Origin of the sequence: Peterkaempfera griseoplana (genome assembly GCF_001418575.1) — a bacterium.
Classification (GTDB): Bacteria; Actinomycetota; Actinomycetes; order Streptomycetales; family Streptomycetaceae; genus Peterkaempfera; species Peterkaempfera griseoplana.
In genome coordinates, this window is sequence record NZ_LIQR01000047.1 from 1 (window position 1) to 13,580 (window position 13,580).

The following is a 13,580-nucleotide window of genomic DNA, read 5'->3' on the forward strand; positions in this document are numbered from 1 at the left end:
GGGTGCGGGGAGCGGCGCAGGGCGGGCAGGAAGGCGTTGGTCACGGCCACCACCGCGAACACGTTGGTTTCGTACGTGCGGCGGAACTCCTCGACGTCCGTGTGGGCCGGCGGGGCCGGGGACAGGGAGATTCCGGCGTTGTTGACCAGGACGTCCAGGCGCTCGACCTGGGCGGCGGCCTCGGCGACGCTGTCCGGATCCGTCACGTCGAGGGTCAGCGGACGGGCGCCGGCGCCGATCTCCTCAACGGTCCGCCGCCCGCGACCGGCGTCCCGGGCGCCCACGTACACGGTGAGGCCCTCGGCCGCGAGCAGCCGGGCGATGTGCTTGCCGATGCCCTTGTTGGCACCGGTGACCAGAGCTGTGGGTGCGTTCATGACGACCACGGTCGCCCGGCGGCAGGTGCCTCGCCAGGGTCAACCTGTACCAGGCAGCGGAGGCGGGGGCGGGATGCCACGGCAGGAGCCGGCCCACCACCTTCGGGAGCGCCGGGCATGCCTGCGTCCGCACGAGATGGGCCTGAAGGAGACGGGCACCGCTCGCCGCACACAGGGCCTCCGCCGCGACGAGGTGGCGGAACTCGCCCACATGCCGGTCGACTACCGCACGCAACTGGATCCGGGCCGAGGGCCGCGGCCCTCGGCCCGGATCCTGGACGCGCTGGCGCGGGTGCTGCGGCGCACACCGGCGGAGCGCAGCCATCTGTTCCGGCTGGCGGGATCGAGCCCTCGCCCGGCACCGGCGCCATGCGGTAGGTCCGCCCCCACGTGGCCCGGATGCTGAAACGGCTGCCGGAGACCGGCGACCTCGGGAGCGGCACGGCGAACCTGGCCCGGCGCCGCTTCCTGAGCCAGGGCGAGTGCATGCCACCTCCGCCGCCGAGGAGTCCGGGGGCACGGTGGTGGCACAGGCTGGGTCACCACCGTCACAGGGCTCGGGCGCCCGGCCCAGCTCACCGCGCTCGGCAATGGTCTCGTCTCCCCCACCAAGCCGAACCTCGCACCGCCGCGACGGACGCGAACTGTACGGCGAGCCGGACGACGTCAAGCCGCCGCTTCCCGGTGAGATGCATCCCGCCCCGCGGGGCACCGCCGTATCCCTGACGACTTCGCCCGGCTCGTGTTCGGCGACGGCCGCCCCTTCGCTGCGGGTCCCCGCTGACGGGCCCGGCCCGTCGCGGAGCCGCGCTGCCCGGTCCGGCGGCGGGGACGGAGCCGGTACCGGGCGGGTCCGGGCGCCGCAGAGGGTCAGACCAGGCTCTCACCGCCGTCGACGGTGAGGAGCTGGCCGGTGACGTAGTTGTTGGCCATGAGGAACAGGGCTGCGGCGGCGGCTTCCTCGGCGGTGCCGACGCGGCCCAGCGGAGCGGTCGATCCCGCCGCAGCGACCGCGCTGTCCGAGTCCAGCCCCGGCACCGAGCGCAGGAGCGGGGTGTCGATCCGGCCGAAACGGACGGCGTTGACGCGCAACCGCGCGGGTGCCAGCTCCACGGCGAGGGCCTTGGTGAGCGTCTCCACCGCGCCCACCGCCGATATCAGGGCGGACAAGCCCGGGACGGGACGGCTCGTGAGGATGCCCGAGGTGAGCGTGAGCGAGCCGCCGGCGGGAAGCCGGTTCGCCACCACGCGCGCGGCGCTGAACGCCCCCTGGACGCGGGCGTCGATGGCCGCCCTGACCTCGTCGGCCGTCAGGTCGGTCACCAGGCCGGCCCCGCCCATGCCGCCCGCGGTGACGAGCACGTGGTCGACGTGGCCCGCCCTGTCGAACGCCTCGATGAGGGTCCGTTCGTCACCGCCGTCGCCCGCGACACCCAGCACGGCGTTGTCGGGGTCCTCGGCCCTTCCCGCCTCGCTCACCCGCGCGACGGCGGTCTTCAGCCGGCCGGGGTCGCGCCCGACCAGCACCACGCGGGCGCCGACCGAACGCAGCAGCGCGCCCGCCGCCAGCCCGATGCCCGAGGTGCCGCCGACGAGGACGGCGGTCGTGCCGGACAGGGCACTCGTCAGCGGCGAACGGACGGGAATGGACGTCGCAGTGCTCATGGGAGAGCCTCTCAGTCGACTAAACCATCTGGTTGTTTTACTGACGGAAGCGATACTGCGCCGGCGGAGGGCGCGGAGTCAACCGGATGGTTTAATTGACGCCATGGCCTATGACGCGGAGGACACCAGACGGCGGATCTTCGCCGCCGCCAGCGCCGAGTTCGCCGACCACGGCCTCGCCGGGGCGAGGGTGGACCGGATCGCGACGGCCGCGCGGGCCAACAAACAGGCCATCTACCTGTACTTCGGCTGCAAGGAACGCCTCTTCGCCGCCGTCCTGCGGGCGAAGCTGGAGGAGCTCTGCGGCACCGTCAGCATCGATCCGGACGCGGTGGCCGAGTCGGTGGGCCGGATCTTCGACTGGTACCAGGACCACCCCGAGCTGATCAGGCTTCTGCTCTGGGACTCGCTGGAGGTCTGCGACGATCCCGACAACGAGAGGGAGCGCCGCGATGCCTTCCGCGGGAACGTCAGGCAGTTGGCGGGCACGGACCCGGCCGCCCCGCCGGACACCGGGCGCGTCCGCGCCGCCCAGGACCTGCTCTTCACCCTCATGGGACTCATCGCCTGGAACTTCGCGGTGCCCAGGATGTGCCGCATGGTCCTGGACGAGGAGAGCGAGGAGGCCGCCCTCGCCCGCCGCCGCAGGACGGTGATCGAAACCGCCCGCACCCTCGCCGCGCAGCATCTGCACAGCGGGCTCACGCGGTAGCGCCCGGGCGCGGCCCCCGCGACCGAGGGGGCGGACCCGGCCGAGCGGAAGATCCTCGGCCACGGGACCTTCCAGATCGTCGAGGCCCACAACGCCACCTGCGCGGTGCGCGCCGCGGCCGGGACCCTCGCGCTATCGGCCTCCTGTGCCTGGCTCGCCCTGGCGGTGTCGAAGTTCCGAGGTCCAGTAGGCGAGCGCGACCACCGGGAGTGCGGCGCCCAGGAGGGTGAGGCCGGTCCAGCCGGCAGCGTGGAAGACGATGGATCCGAGCTGCGATCCTGCCGCGCCGCCGACGAAGAACATGGCGATGAAGGCGCTGTTCAGACGGGCGCGGGCGGTGGCGTCGAGCTGGTAGACGGTGTGCTGGCCGAGGATGAGCGTGGTCTGTACGGCCATGTCGATCAGGATGGCGGCCAGAGCGATCAGCACGACGCTGTGCCCGCCCAGACCCGCGATCGCGAAGGCCAGGGCAGCGACCACGAAGGCGGCCGCGGTCATGGGACGTACCAGTCCCCGGTCGGCCCAGTGGCCCGCGAACGGCGCGACGGCCGCCCCCGCCGCACCGACGAGGGCGAAGAGACCGACCCCGACCTGGGAGTAGTGGAAGCCGGGGCCGGTCAGAACGAACGAGACCGTGGTCCAGAAGGCGCTGAACGCACCGAACATCGCCGCCTGGTACAGGCTGCGGCGCAGCAGCGCGGGGTGCGTGCGCACCAGCGCGGCGGTGGAGCGCAGGACGTGGTGGTACGGCATGGACGTGGTGGGAGCGTGCTTCGGCAGGGCGGCGCGCAGTGCCACTGCGAGTACGGCCATCAGCGCGGCCGAGCCGAGGAAGACGGTGCGCCAGCCGGCGAGGTCGGAGACCAGGCTGCTCAGGGTGCGGGACAGCAGGATTCCGGTGAGCAGACCGCTCATCACCCGGCCGACGATGCGGCCGCGGGCGTGGTCGGGGGCGAGGCTCGCGGCGAAGGGCACCAGGACCTGCGCGACGACCGAGGTGGCGCCGCTGATCAGGGAGGCGATCAGCAGCATGGGGAAACTGGTGGCGAGCCCGGCCGCGACGAGGGCGAGCGTCGTGACCGTGAGCAGGGCGCTGATCAGATTGCGCTTCTCCAGCCGGTCGCCGAGGGGGACCAGGAAGAGCATGCCGATCACATAGCCGGTCTGGGTCAGTGTGATCAGGGTTCCGGCGGTGGCGGTGCCGGTGTGGAACACGTCGCTCAGCGAGGACAGCAGGGGTTGTGCGTAGTAGAGGTTGGCGACGGTCATGCCGGACGCGACGGCCATGAGCGCGACCAGCCAGCCGGGCACTCCCGGAGCGGCCTTGGAGGGAGCGCGCAGGGACAGCGGAAGTTCGGGTGTGGCGGACACAGGCACCTTTCTTCGTCGGGGACCAGAGCACTGATCCGTTGCGGGCACCTTCTTGTTCGCGGCGACGGATCGGAGTGTCGGTCGTCCCCATCAAAGCGGGGCAGGTCCGCCCGGCGTGCACCGGGAGTGCGCCGGCCTTGTCCTGACAGCGCACCACCGCCTTCCGCCTCCGAAGCGGCCCGGGCTTCGGCGGATCGGTGGCGGCAGGCCTCCCCGGAGCGCAGGCGAATCAATGGCCCGCAGGCGGCGACCGCAGGTCGCCGGGCGCGGCGGCCTGCCGGCCGGCCGGCTCGGCCTGTGCACTCGGGTGGTACCCCGCGCCTTCACCTGGACCGTCGGCTCCGCCGCACGGCGGCGTCCGTCCTCGGGGGTGAGGGCGCGGGGTCGGCCCGGCTCAGCGGTGGCACTCCAGAGCGGACAGGTCGACGGCGTCGGCCATGGCCTGCATGCCCTTGTCGTTGGGGTGGAGGTGGTCGCCGCCGTCGAAGAACGGCAGTATCTCCTGGTGGTCGTACGGATTGCGGGTGAGCGCGTCGAAGTCCGTCACGGCGTCGAACTCGCCGCTGTTCCTGATCCAGTCGTTGACGCCCTGGCGTACGGCTTCGCCGGCGGTGTCGTACTCCGACCAGCCCTTGTACGGCATGACGGTCGCGCCGACGACGCACTTGCCCGCCGCGTGCGCCCGGTCGATGATCTGCCGGTAGCCGGCGACCAGGTCGTCCACCGTGACGCCGGTGTGGGCCTTGAGGTCGTTGATGCCCTCGAGCAGGAACACCGTGCCGACCCCGGGCTGGGAGAGCACATCGCGCTGGAGTCTGTTCAGGGCGGCCTGCCCGTTGCCGTCCGCGAGGACCTTGTTGCCCGAGATCCCCTCGTTCGCCACACCCTTCACCGTGACACCGGATGCGGCCTGGAGCCGCCGGGAGAGATAGTCGGGCCAGCGGCGGTTCTGGTCCGTGGTCGATGCCCATCCGTCGGTGATGGAGTCGCCGAGTGCCACCACCGAGCCCACCGCCGTGGAGGTGTCCACGCTCACGGCGTCCAGCCAGTACCAGGAGCCCATCGGATCCGTCCAGTTGACCGCGCCCTCCTCGGCGGCGTGGTCGCCCGCGGCAGCGTAGGAGGTCTGCATGGCCATGCCGTGGCCGGTCGTCGGTCCCTGGGCTCCCGTCACATACAGGCTGACGACGAGATTGCTCTGGGCGGCGAGCGTCCCGGGCAGGGGGTCGCTGAGCACGGTCGCACCGGCCGGAACGGTGACCGACGGCTGCCCGCCGAACGACAGCCGGCGGTTGGTGCCGTGGACCAGCTCCGCGCCTTGCTGCTGCAGCCCGGCGTAGGCGCTGGCGAAGGTCACCGGGTGGTCCCCGAAGGCATTGGTCAGGCGGATGCGCATGTCGGTGCCGCCGACGCTGGTGCGGACGATCAGCCGGTAGCTGCGGTCGGCGGGTCCGGCGCCCTGCCTGTCGGCGCTGGCCCCCCAGGTGACCACGGAGTGCCGTCCCCGACCTGCCGCGTCCGCCGCCGCCTCTGTCCCGATCTGCTGCTGCGCCTGCGCTGTCGGTGCGGCGGACTGCCGTGCCTGCGCCGCCGACGGGGCGGTCAGCGGGAGGCAGAGGGCCGTGACCAGCGCGGAGACGGCACCCAGCACGCGGCGCCGGGACATGGGCCGTACGCGCCGTTCGCGGGGGTACACCGTGCGGGCGCTCATCCGAAGCTCCTCAACGTGACGGACTCACCGGGCTGGAGGCTGATCTGCTGCGAGGCTCCGCCGGCGACGACGGTCGTGGTGCGGCCGCCCACGCTCGTCAGCGTCGCCCGGGTGACCTTGCCGTTCTTCCAGCTGAGGGCGGCGACGAAGCCGCCGCGGACGCCCACCCCGGAGACCGAGCCGGAGGCCGCCCAGGCGGTGGGCAGCGCGGGCAGCAGCTCGACGTGGCCCGGCCGCGAGTAGACCAGCATCTCGATGACCGCGGACGGGGTGCCAAAGTTCGCGTCGATCTGGAAGATGCCACGGCCCTGCTCGACCTGGTAGATGTCGAAAAGGTTCATCGCACTGCCGTTGCTGCCGTCCACCGAGGGCTTCAAGTTGTGCACGACGAGCTGGTAGGCCTTCTCCGCGTCCTTCAGTCGTGCCCAGCACAGGCTGCGCCAGGCGTTGGCCCAGCCGAAGCTGTCCATGCCGCGCGCGGTGAGGAGGGCCGTCGCGCCGTCGAGGATGTCCTTGGGGGTGGAGGCGTCAGGACGGATCCGGTCGCCGGGGAAGAGGCCGAACAGCGGGGAGAGGTGCCGGTGAGTGGTCTCACCGAGGTTGTCCGGGGACATCCACTCCTCCAGCCAGCCGGTCGTGGGGCTGACCACGGGCAGGTACAGACGTTCACGCAGACCGTCGACGGTCCTGCTGTGGTCGGCGTCCCTGCCGAGCACCCGGGTCGCGGTCCGGTAGTTGCCGAAGAGGCTCCACACCAGTTCCTGGGCGTAGGTGATGCCCTTGGCGTCGAGCGGTCCCTGCTCGGGTGACCAGTCGCTGTCGGCGATCAGCACCTCGCGCGGGGCGCCGGAGGCGTCGGTGACGGTGGTCGTGATGAGGCGGGCCTCCCAGAACTGCACGGCGCCCTTGATGAGGGGGTAGACCTTCTCGAGGTAGGCGCGGTCCTGGGTGTACTCGTAGTGCTCGAACAGGTTGTGGCAGAGCCAGGCGTTGCCGGCCGGATGCCACCACCAGCCGCCTCCGCCGTAGGGGTTGGTGGAGATGGCCACGGTCCAGCCGGCGATTCTGCCGCTGGAGTTGCGGTATCTGTTGGTGGGGCTGTTGAACAGCCGCCGGGTGGCGTCCGTCCAGGACGGGAGCTGCGCGAGGCAGTAGTCCGCGAAGGCGTCGAAGCACTCGGACAGGCCCGCCCGGTCGGCCATCCAGTAGTTCATCTGGATGTTGATGTCGGTGTGGTAGTCGCCCATCCAGTCCGGGTCGTTGCCGTCCAGCCAGGGGCCCTGGAGGCCCATCGGCAGGCTGCCCCGCGATCCGGAGATCATCAGGTAGCGGCCGAACTGCAGGTAGGCGGCCTCGAGCTCCGGGTCGGGGACGTCGTCCCGGTAGCGTGCCTGCACCCTTTCCCAGGTGTCCAGTTCGCGCTGTGCGGCGGAGGACGTGCCGAGGTCGAGTTCCAGCTGTGCGAACAGCGGGCGGAAGTCGGCCACATGGGTGTGCAGCAGGGTGCTCGCGGAGTGGCCGGCGGCGTTGCGGACCTTGGTGACGGCGAGGTGCTGCGGATCCACGGACGGGCTGCGGAAGCCGGTGGCCGGGTCGGGCGCGTAGTCGGTGCCGCCGCTGACGACGACGGTGAGGTCTCTGCAGCCGCTGAAGGAGATCGACCCGCCGTCGACGGTGACCTTTCCGGTGCTGCTGGAGGCGGTGACGGCGGCGCCGTACTTCAGACCGTTGGCGAAGGAGCCGCCGAACGACGCACAGCGCCCCGCGCTGACGGTGGTGGACTCGCCGTGGGTACCGGCGAGGGAGACGGTGCCGGTGTAGGCGCCACCGCCCTGCTGGGTGAAGTGGAGGACGATGACGTCATCGGGCCGGCTGGCGAAGATCTGCCGCCGGTAGGTGACGCCGGAGATGTCGTACGAGGCGCTGACCAGGCCCTGGGCCAGGTCGAGGGAGCGCCGGTAGTTGTTGACGGAGCCCAGGTCGTGGTCGGGGATGTCGACGGTGAGCTCGGCAAGCAGGGTCAGGGAGCCGAAGTCGTCGCGCCCGTAGGGGAACTGGCCGTCGCTCTGCAGCGTGTCGTTGGGACCTCCGGTCCACAGGGTGGCGTCGGTGATGGTCAGGAGTTCACTGGCGGGGTCGTTGCCCGTGAGTGCCCCGAGGCGTCCGTTGCCGACCGGAAGCCCCTGCTCGATCATCGAGCCGGAGGAGCCGGGAGCCTGCCACCACAGCAGGTTCTTCGCAGCGTCGGCCGCGGTGAGCATGGGCGACTCGGTGGGGCGCAGCGGCGCCGCCGAGGCGGTGAAGGCGGGCAGACCACCGAGGGCGGTGGCCGCGCCGACCGCGGCGGCGAGCGTGAGGAAGCCTCTGCGGCCTGGTCGGTTGTCGCGCGATTCGGTGTCCTGGATGTCCACGGGGTGCACTCCCTGTCCGGGGGAACGGCTCATGCGGGACCGGCGGGTGAGGACCGCCGGGCTTTTCGTGGGGTACTGGGCGATGGTGGGGCGGGGGACGCCGGGAGGTGGGTCCCCCGCCTGCGGGGCCCTGTCGTGGGACCGGGCCCCGCAGGGTCCGTCAGTTGGTCTGCGGGACGCTGATCCGGTCGATGTCGGGTGCGTATCCGCTGCCGCTGTCGAAGGTGATGGTGTTGGAGCCGGCCTTCAGGGCGAGCTGGACGCTGACGGTGTCGACCGTGCCCCAGTCACCGGTGGAGGGGAACGGCAGGCTGGTGCCGTTGCCGGTGTTGGAGAACACGGTCACCGAACGGGGGTCGCCGCTGACGTAGGCGACCTTGACGGTGTAGATCCCGTCCTTCTGCACCGTGATGTGGTTGAACTGGAGCTTGCCGCCGAGGTAGAGGTTGCCGACCTTGTTGCCACCGGAGCAGGCGTCGCATCCGGCGACGGAGGCGTTGCCGCTGAGCGTGTTGGCCGCGGACTCCGCCTCGTAGCTCGTGGTCGCCAGGGTCGTGCCGCCGGGCCTGACGGTGAACAGCCGGGAGCCGTGGGCGGGCAGCGCCTCGGTGATCCTGTTCTTGTACGTCCCGAGGTTCTGCTTGTTCCACAGGTCGCGTACGGAGGCGTTGCCGGCGAATCCGAAGGACGCCCAGTCGGCGCTGACGGAGGCCGGCGAGTCGCCGAGGTTGAACAGCGCGACGGTGTAGCTGCCGTCGGCGTTCCTGGTGCCCCAGACCTGCTGGTCGCCCATCGGGGTGACCGGCCGGGCCACGGGCGAGTCGCTCTGGTCGACTGCGATGACTTCCTGGTTGGTCAGCAGGGAGACGCCGTAGCCGTCGAGCCGGGTGAGGTCGTCACCGGTGTACAGGGGCGACTTGTTGATCGCCCACAGGGTCATGTAGCTCTGCCGCTCGGCCTTGGTGAGGCCGTCCATCGCCCCGTTGCCGACGTCGAGGGAGTCAAGGTCGTTCCAGCCGCCGGGGCCTGCCTTGTGGCTCCATGCCGGGGCGTCGTTCCATCGGTCGTTGACCGAGTTCTCCCAGGTGACGAGGGTGTTGCAGTAGCACTCCACGTCGGTCTCGATGCGCCAGCCGTTGGAGTACTGCTTCCAGTCGGCGGCGTGGCCGATGTCGAGGGACCAGGAGATCTCCAGGTGGATGGGGCGCCCGGTGGCGGCGATGGCCTGGTGCCAGGCGGCGACGTCGGCCACGTTGTCGTAGTTGTCCCCCGACTTGAACGAGCCGGGGCCGACACCGTCCAGCTTGAGGAAGTCGTAGCCCCAGTCGGCGAACATCTGCGCCTGTGAGTCGACGTACTTCTGTGCGCAGGGGTTGTCGAAGTCCAGCTTGTAGGAGCTGTCCCAGCCGTTGGTGGTGCGCAGGTCCGGGTAGACGATGTCGGCGGTGGTGCAGCCGGGGGCGTTCCAGACCGGCACCTTGCCGTCGCCGTAGGCCTCCTTCTCCAGGCCCACGGGCAGGTAGATGCCGGCCTTGAGGCCCTTGGCGTGGATGTGGTCGGCGACCGGCTTCATGCCGTCGGGGAAGCGCAGCGGGTCGGGCGCCTGGCGGCCGTACTGGTCGTACTCGGGCTTCCAGGTGTTGTCGCGCCACCAGCCGGCGTCGATGTTGACGTAGTCGTAGCCGTATTTCTTGAGCTTGGTGGCGAGGGCGTCCGTCTGCTTCAGGACGTTCGCCTGCGTGAGGTAGCTGTAGTCGCCGTCGGGGTTCAGGCCCGGGTACTTGGAGGACTGCATGCTCCAGCTGGACCAGCCCATGTAGGGCTTGGCTGCTGTGCCGGAGGTGGCGTCCGCGGTGGGTGCGGCGGCGGTCGCAGCCGTCTTTCCGGCGGCTTCCGCCTGGGTGGCGGCGGCAGGGACGGCCGTTGCCAGAGCGGCCGTCACGGCCAGGACCAGCGTGGCTCGTGCTGTCCGGGACAGGGACCCGGCGGGGACTGCGGGCAGGGCTGGGTACGAGGATGACCGCATGGGGTCGGACCTCCTGTTGTGGGGTCACGGGGATCGTGCGGTGGAACCGTGCAGGGGGACGGGCCTTCAGGACGCCGGAGGCCCGTCGGTCGCAGTGACGGGCGGGACGGTCGGCTCAGCCCTTGCCCGAGCCGATGGTGAGCCCGCTGATGAACTGGCGCTGCAGCGCGAAGTACACCAGCAGCGTGGGGATCGCGGTCATGAGGGCACCGGCCGCGATGAGGTTGGGGTTGGTGAAGTACTGGCCCTGGAGGTTGGCCAGCGCGGAGGTGACCGGACGTTTGTCACCCGTCTCGATCAGCGCGAGGGACCAGAAGAAGTCGTTGTAGATCCAGATGGACTCCAGCGTCGCGAGCGCTGCGAACGCCGGGCGGCACAGCGGCAGCACGATCTGGAGGAACTGGCGCCACGCCGGGGCACCGTCGACAACGGCGGCTTCGAAGATCTCTTTCGGGATCGTCCTCATGTAGTTGCTGAGCACGAACGTGCAGAAGCCGCACTGGTAGGCGATGTGGATGAAGATGATGCCCCAGAGCGAGTTGTAGACGAGCAGGGAGTCGCTCATCCACGACGGCAGCGGGATCAGCAGGTACAGCCGGAACAGCGGCGTGATCAGCACCTGCGCGGGGAGCAGGTTCCCCGCGGTGAAGAGCATCAGCAGCACGACGTTCCAGCGGAAGTCGAACCGCGAGACGAAGAAGGCCACGGCCGCCGCGAACAGCAGGGTGCCGAGCACCGCCGGAATGGTGATGAGCACCGAGTTCCAGAAGAAGTGCGGCATCCCGGACTGACTCCAGGCGTCCGAGAAGTTCTGCAGACCGATGCTGTGCGGCCAGGAGAGATACCCGTGCTGTGTGGTGTCCGCGTAGGGCCGCAGGGAGGTGTAGACGGCCCACAGCAGCGGGACGAGCCACAGCAGCGCGATCCCGCCCAGCATGATGTGCCGTCCGGTCTGCCGCCTGGGCCCGCGGGGGGCGCTTGCGGTACGTGTCAGCGCGGGCCGTGACCGGTGGGCCGGCGGCGTGGCGGTCACGGTCACTGGTCCTCCTTGCGGAAGGTCTGGACGAGGAAGGCCCCGATCGCGGCCAGCGAGACGAGGAGCAGGAGGACTGCGAGCGCGGACCCGTACCCGATGTGGCTGGACTCACCGATGATGTTGTCGGTGATGAGCAGGGACAGGAGTTCCATGCCGGGCTTGCTGCCGGTGCCGCCGCCCAGCACATAGACGATGTCGAAGGCGCGGAGGGACTCCATGACGGTGACGACCAGGACGATGATGTTGACCGGCTTCAGCGCCGGCAGCACCACTCTCATGAAGGTCTGGCGCCCGTTGGCGCCGTCGAGTGCGGCCGCCTCCTTCAGGGCGGGGTCGACGCCCTTGAGCCCCGCCAGGTAGAGGATCATGATGTAGCCGGTGTGCCGCCAGCCGGAGGCGACCAGTACGGCCCACAGGTTGAGGTGGGGATCGCCGAGCCAGTCGATGTGACGGCCGAGCGCGCCGTCCAGAAGTCCGGTGTCGGGGTTGTAGATGATCTCCCAGATGAATCCGACGACCGCCAGGGAGAGCACCATCGGCATGAAGATCGCGGTCTGGTAGACCCGGCTGAAACGGATCTTGCGGTCCAGCTGGTAGGCGAGAAAGACGCCGAACGGGGTGGGCAGGAGCGCCGTGAACAGCAGCCAGACGACGTTGTGCCGGACAGCCGGCCAGAACGGCGGGTAGTTGGTGAGGATCTGGTGGTAGTTGTCCAGCCCGGCCCAGTGGATGTCGGACAGAGTGAGGCCGTCCCAGCCGGTGAAGGACAGGCCGATGGAGGACAGCGCCGGCAGCCACACGAAGACCAGCAGGGCCAGCAGCGGGATTCCGACGGCAACCGTCAGGAAGAGGCGGTCACCAGGACCGAGCCGGCGAGGACGGGGGTGTGCGCGGGACGACGACCGGCGCGAGGGTCGCACGGAGGACATGGTGAGCCTCTCCGGTGGGGTCAGGCCGTGAAGAAGCGCGAGCGCTGCGACTCGATCTTCCTCAGCAGGGCCGAGCCGTCGTCGGGGTGGTTGAGCCACTCGGTGAAGCCCGGCTCGACCACGGTGGAGATGAATCCCGGGTCGCTGTCGCGGTCACCGAACTGGGTGATGTGCTTGGCACCGGCGATGAGTTCGGCGGACTTCTTCTGCAGGGCGTTGTACGCGCTCGTGTCGGCACCTGAGTTGACGGCGACGTTGCTGGGGTCGACGCCCATGTACAGGCCCTCGGCCTTCGCGCCGCCGAGGAACTCCAGGAGCTTGGTGGCGCCGTCGTGGTTCTTCGGTCTGCGGCTGAGCATGAAGCCGTCGGTGGGCGCCTCGACCGTGTCCTGGCCGTACGTCGGGTCGATCTCCGGGAAGGGGAAGAAGTCGATGTCGGCGCGCAGGGACTCGTCGGTGACCTGCTGGCCGAGGAAGAGGCCGATGACCGCCATGCCGGACTTCTTGTCGAGCAGGGACTGCGCCGCGTCCTGCCAGGAGCGGCCGCCGCCGCCCGTCTGGTAGTAGGGGGCGAGTTCCCGCCACAGGTCGATGGTCCGGACGACGCGCTTGTCCGTCCAGGCGGCCTGGCCCCGCATCAGGGACATGTGGAAGTCGTAACCGTTGGCGCGGAGGTTGAGGTAGTCGAAGGCGCCGAGGATGCTCCAGCTGTCGCCCCCGCCGTAGCCGGAGGCAATCGGGGAGAGTCCGTCCTTCTGCATCTGCCTGGCGAGCGCGGTGAACTGGCTCCAGTTCGCGGGGATCTGGTAGCCGTGCTGCTGGAAGACGCTCTTGCGGTAGAAGACGGCCCACGGGTAGTTGTAGAGCGGGACGAAGTAGTACTTCCCGTCCTCGCCTCTGGACAGCTGCCTGGTCGCGTCGCTGAAGCCGGCGCCTATCGTGTCCCAGACCTCGTCCAGGGGACTGGCCAGGCCCTTCTTGGCGAAGTACTGCATGCGGTAGCCGGCGAACCAGGTGAAGACGTCGTCCGGGGTGCCCTGCAGATAGGTCGAGATGCTCTTCTGGAAGGTGTCGTGGTCGACGGTGTTCGTCCTGACCGTGAGCTTGCTGTCCTTCTGGAAGGCGTCCGTCACCGCGGCGTAGGCCTTCTTGGGTGTGGCGTCCGCACCGTTCGAACCGAAGGTCACCGTCTTGGGGTCGGATCCGGCTCCGCCGCCGCAGGCGGTGAGGGCCGGCACCGCCAGGGCTGCCGCCCCGGCGCCGAGCAGTCCCTGGAGCACCGTTCTGCGGTTGGGCCCCACAGGGGTCCGGAAGCTGCGGCTCTGCAGCGTCATTGCGTCTC

The 13,580-nt window shown here is 70.1% G+C and carries 11 protein-coding genes; 2 read left to right on the forward strand and 9 right to left on the reverse strand.

What is annotated here, in order from left to right; all coding sequences use genetic code 11:
- The coding region (locus AOK09_RS03425; RefSeq protein ID WP_157875784.1) for an SDR family NAD(P)-dependent oxidoreductase at positions 1-377 on the reverse strand (377 nt) is incomplete at its 3' end.
- Positions 378-513: 136 nt separating this feature from the next.
- Here AOK09_RS03425 and AOK09_RS43545 point away from each other — a divergent pair.
- On the forward strand, positions 514-783 hold the full coding sequence (locus tag AOK09_RS43545; protein WP_407675339.1) for a helix-turn-helix domain-containing protein: 270 nt from the start codon (positions 514-516) through the stop codon (positions 781-783).
- 464 nt (positions 784-1,247) lie between these two features.
- Here the strand turns inward: AOK09_RS43545 and AOK09_RS03430 are convergent, their stop codons facing one another.
- Complete coding sequence (locus AOK09_RS03430) at positions 1,248-2,042, reverse strand: SDR family oxidoreductase (protein ID WP_055585594.1); 795 nt, start codon at positions 2,040-2,042, stop codon at positions 1,248-1,250.
- A gap of 103 nt (positions 2,043-2,145) precedes the next feature.
- Between AOK09_RS03430 and AOK09_RS03435 the strand changes: the two genes are divergently transcribed.
- Positions 2,146-2,754: a TetR/AcrR family transcriptional regulator gene (locus tag AOK09_RS03435; RefSeq protein WP_055585595.1), complete on the forward strand. Its 609-nt coding sequence runs from the start codon at positions 2,146-2,148 to the stop codon at positions 2,752-2,754.
- A gap of 132 nt (positions 2,755-2,886) precedes the next feature.
- On the opposite strand, the gene AOK09_RS03440 is transcribed toward AOK09_RS03435, so the two are convergent.
- From AOK09_RS03440 to AOK09_RS03470, 7 genes are all read right to left on the reverse strand, one after another.
- Complete coding sequence (locus tag AOK09_RS03440; RefSeq protein WP_217698374.1) at positions 2,887-4,065, reverse strand: MFS transporter; 1,179 nt, start codon at positions 4,063-4,065, stop codon at positions 2,887-2,889.
- A 454-nt stretch (positions 4,066-4,519) separates the two neighbouring features.
- Positions 4,520-5,836 (reverse strand): SGNH/GDSL hydrolase family protein, encoded by a 1,317-nt coding sequence (locus tag AOK09_RS03445; protein WP_245687097.1) that lies wholly within the window; start codon positions 5,834-5,836, stop codon positions 4,520-4,522.
- Entirely contained in the window at positions 5,833-8,247 is a 2,415-nt protein-coding gene (locus AOK09_RS03450; RefSeq protein ID WP_055585597.1) for a glycosyl hydrolase family 95 catalytic domain-containing protein, read from the reverse strand. The genes AOK09_RS03445 and AOK09_RS03450 overlap by 4 nt, the downstream gene beginning before the upstream one ends.
- A 160-nt stretch (positions 8,248-8,407) precedes the next feature.
- Positions 8,408-10,273, reverse strand: coding sequence for an alpha-galactosidase D (locus tag AOK09_RS03455; protein WP_055585598.1), 1,866 nt, complete (start codon positions 10,271-10,273; stop codon positions 8,408-8,410).
- Between the two features lie 115 nt (positions 10,274-10,388).
- Positions 10,389-11,312 carry a carbohydrate ABC transporter permease gene (locus AOK09_RS03460; RefSeq protein ID WP_055585599.1) on the reverse strand — a complete coding sequence of 308 codons (924 nt, stop codon included), beginning with the start codon at positions 11,310-11,312 and terminating at the stop codon, positions 10,389-10,391.
- Entirely contained in the window at positions 11,309-12,238 is a 930-nt protein-coding gene (locus tag AOK09_RS03465; RefSeq protein WP_055585600.1) for a carbohydrate ABC transporter permease, read from the reverse strand. The genes AOK09_RS03460 and AOK09_RS03465 overlap by 4 nt, the downstream gene beginning before the upstream one ends.
- A gap of 20 nt (positions 12,239-12,258) precedes the next feature.
- Complete coding sequence (locus AOK09_RS03470; RefSeq protein WP_055585601.1) at positions 12,259-13,572, reverse strand: ABC transporter substrate-binding protein; 1,314 nt, start codon at positions 13,570-13,572, stop codon at positions 12,259-12,261.
- Positions 13,573-13,580 lie beyond the last annotated feature (8 nt).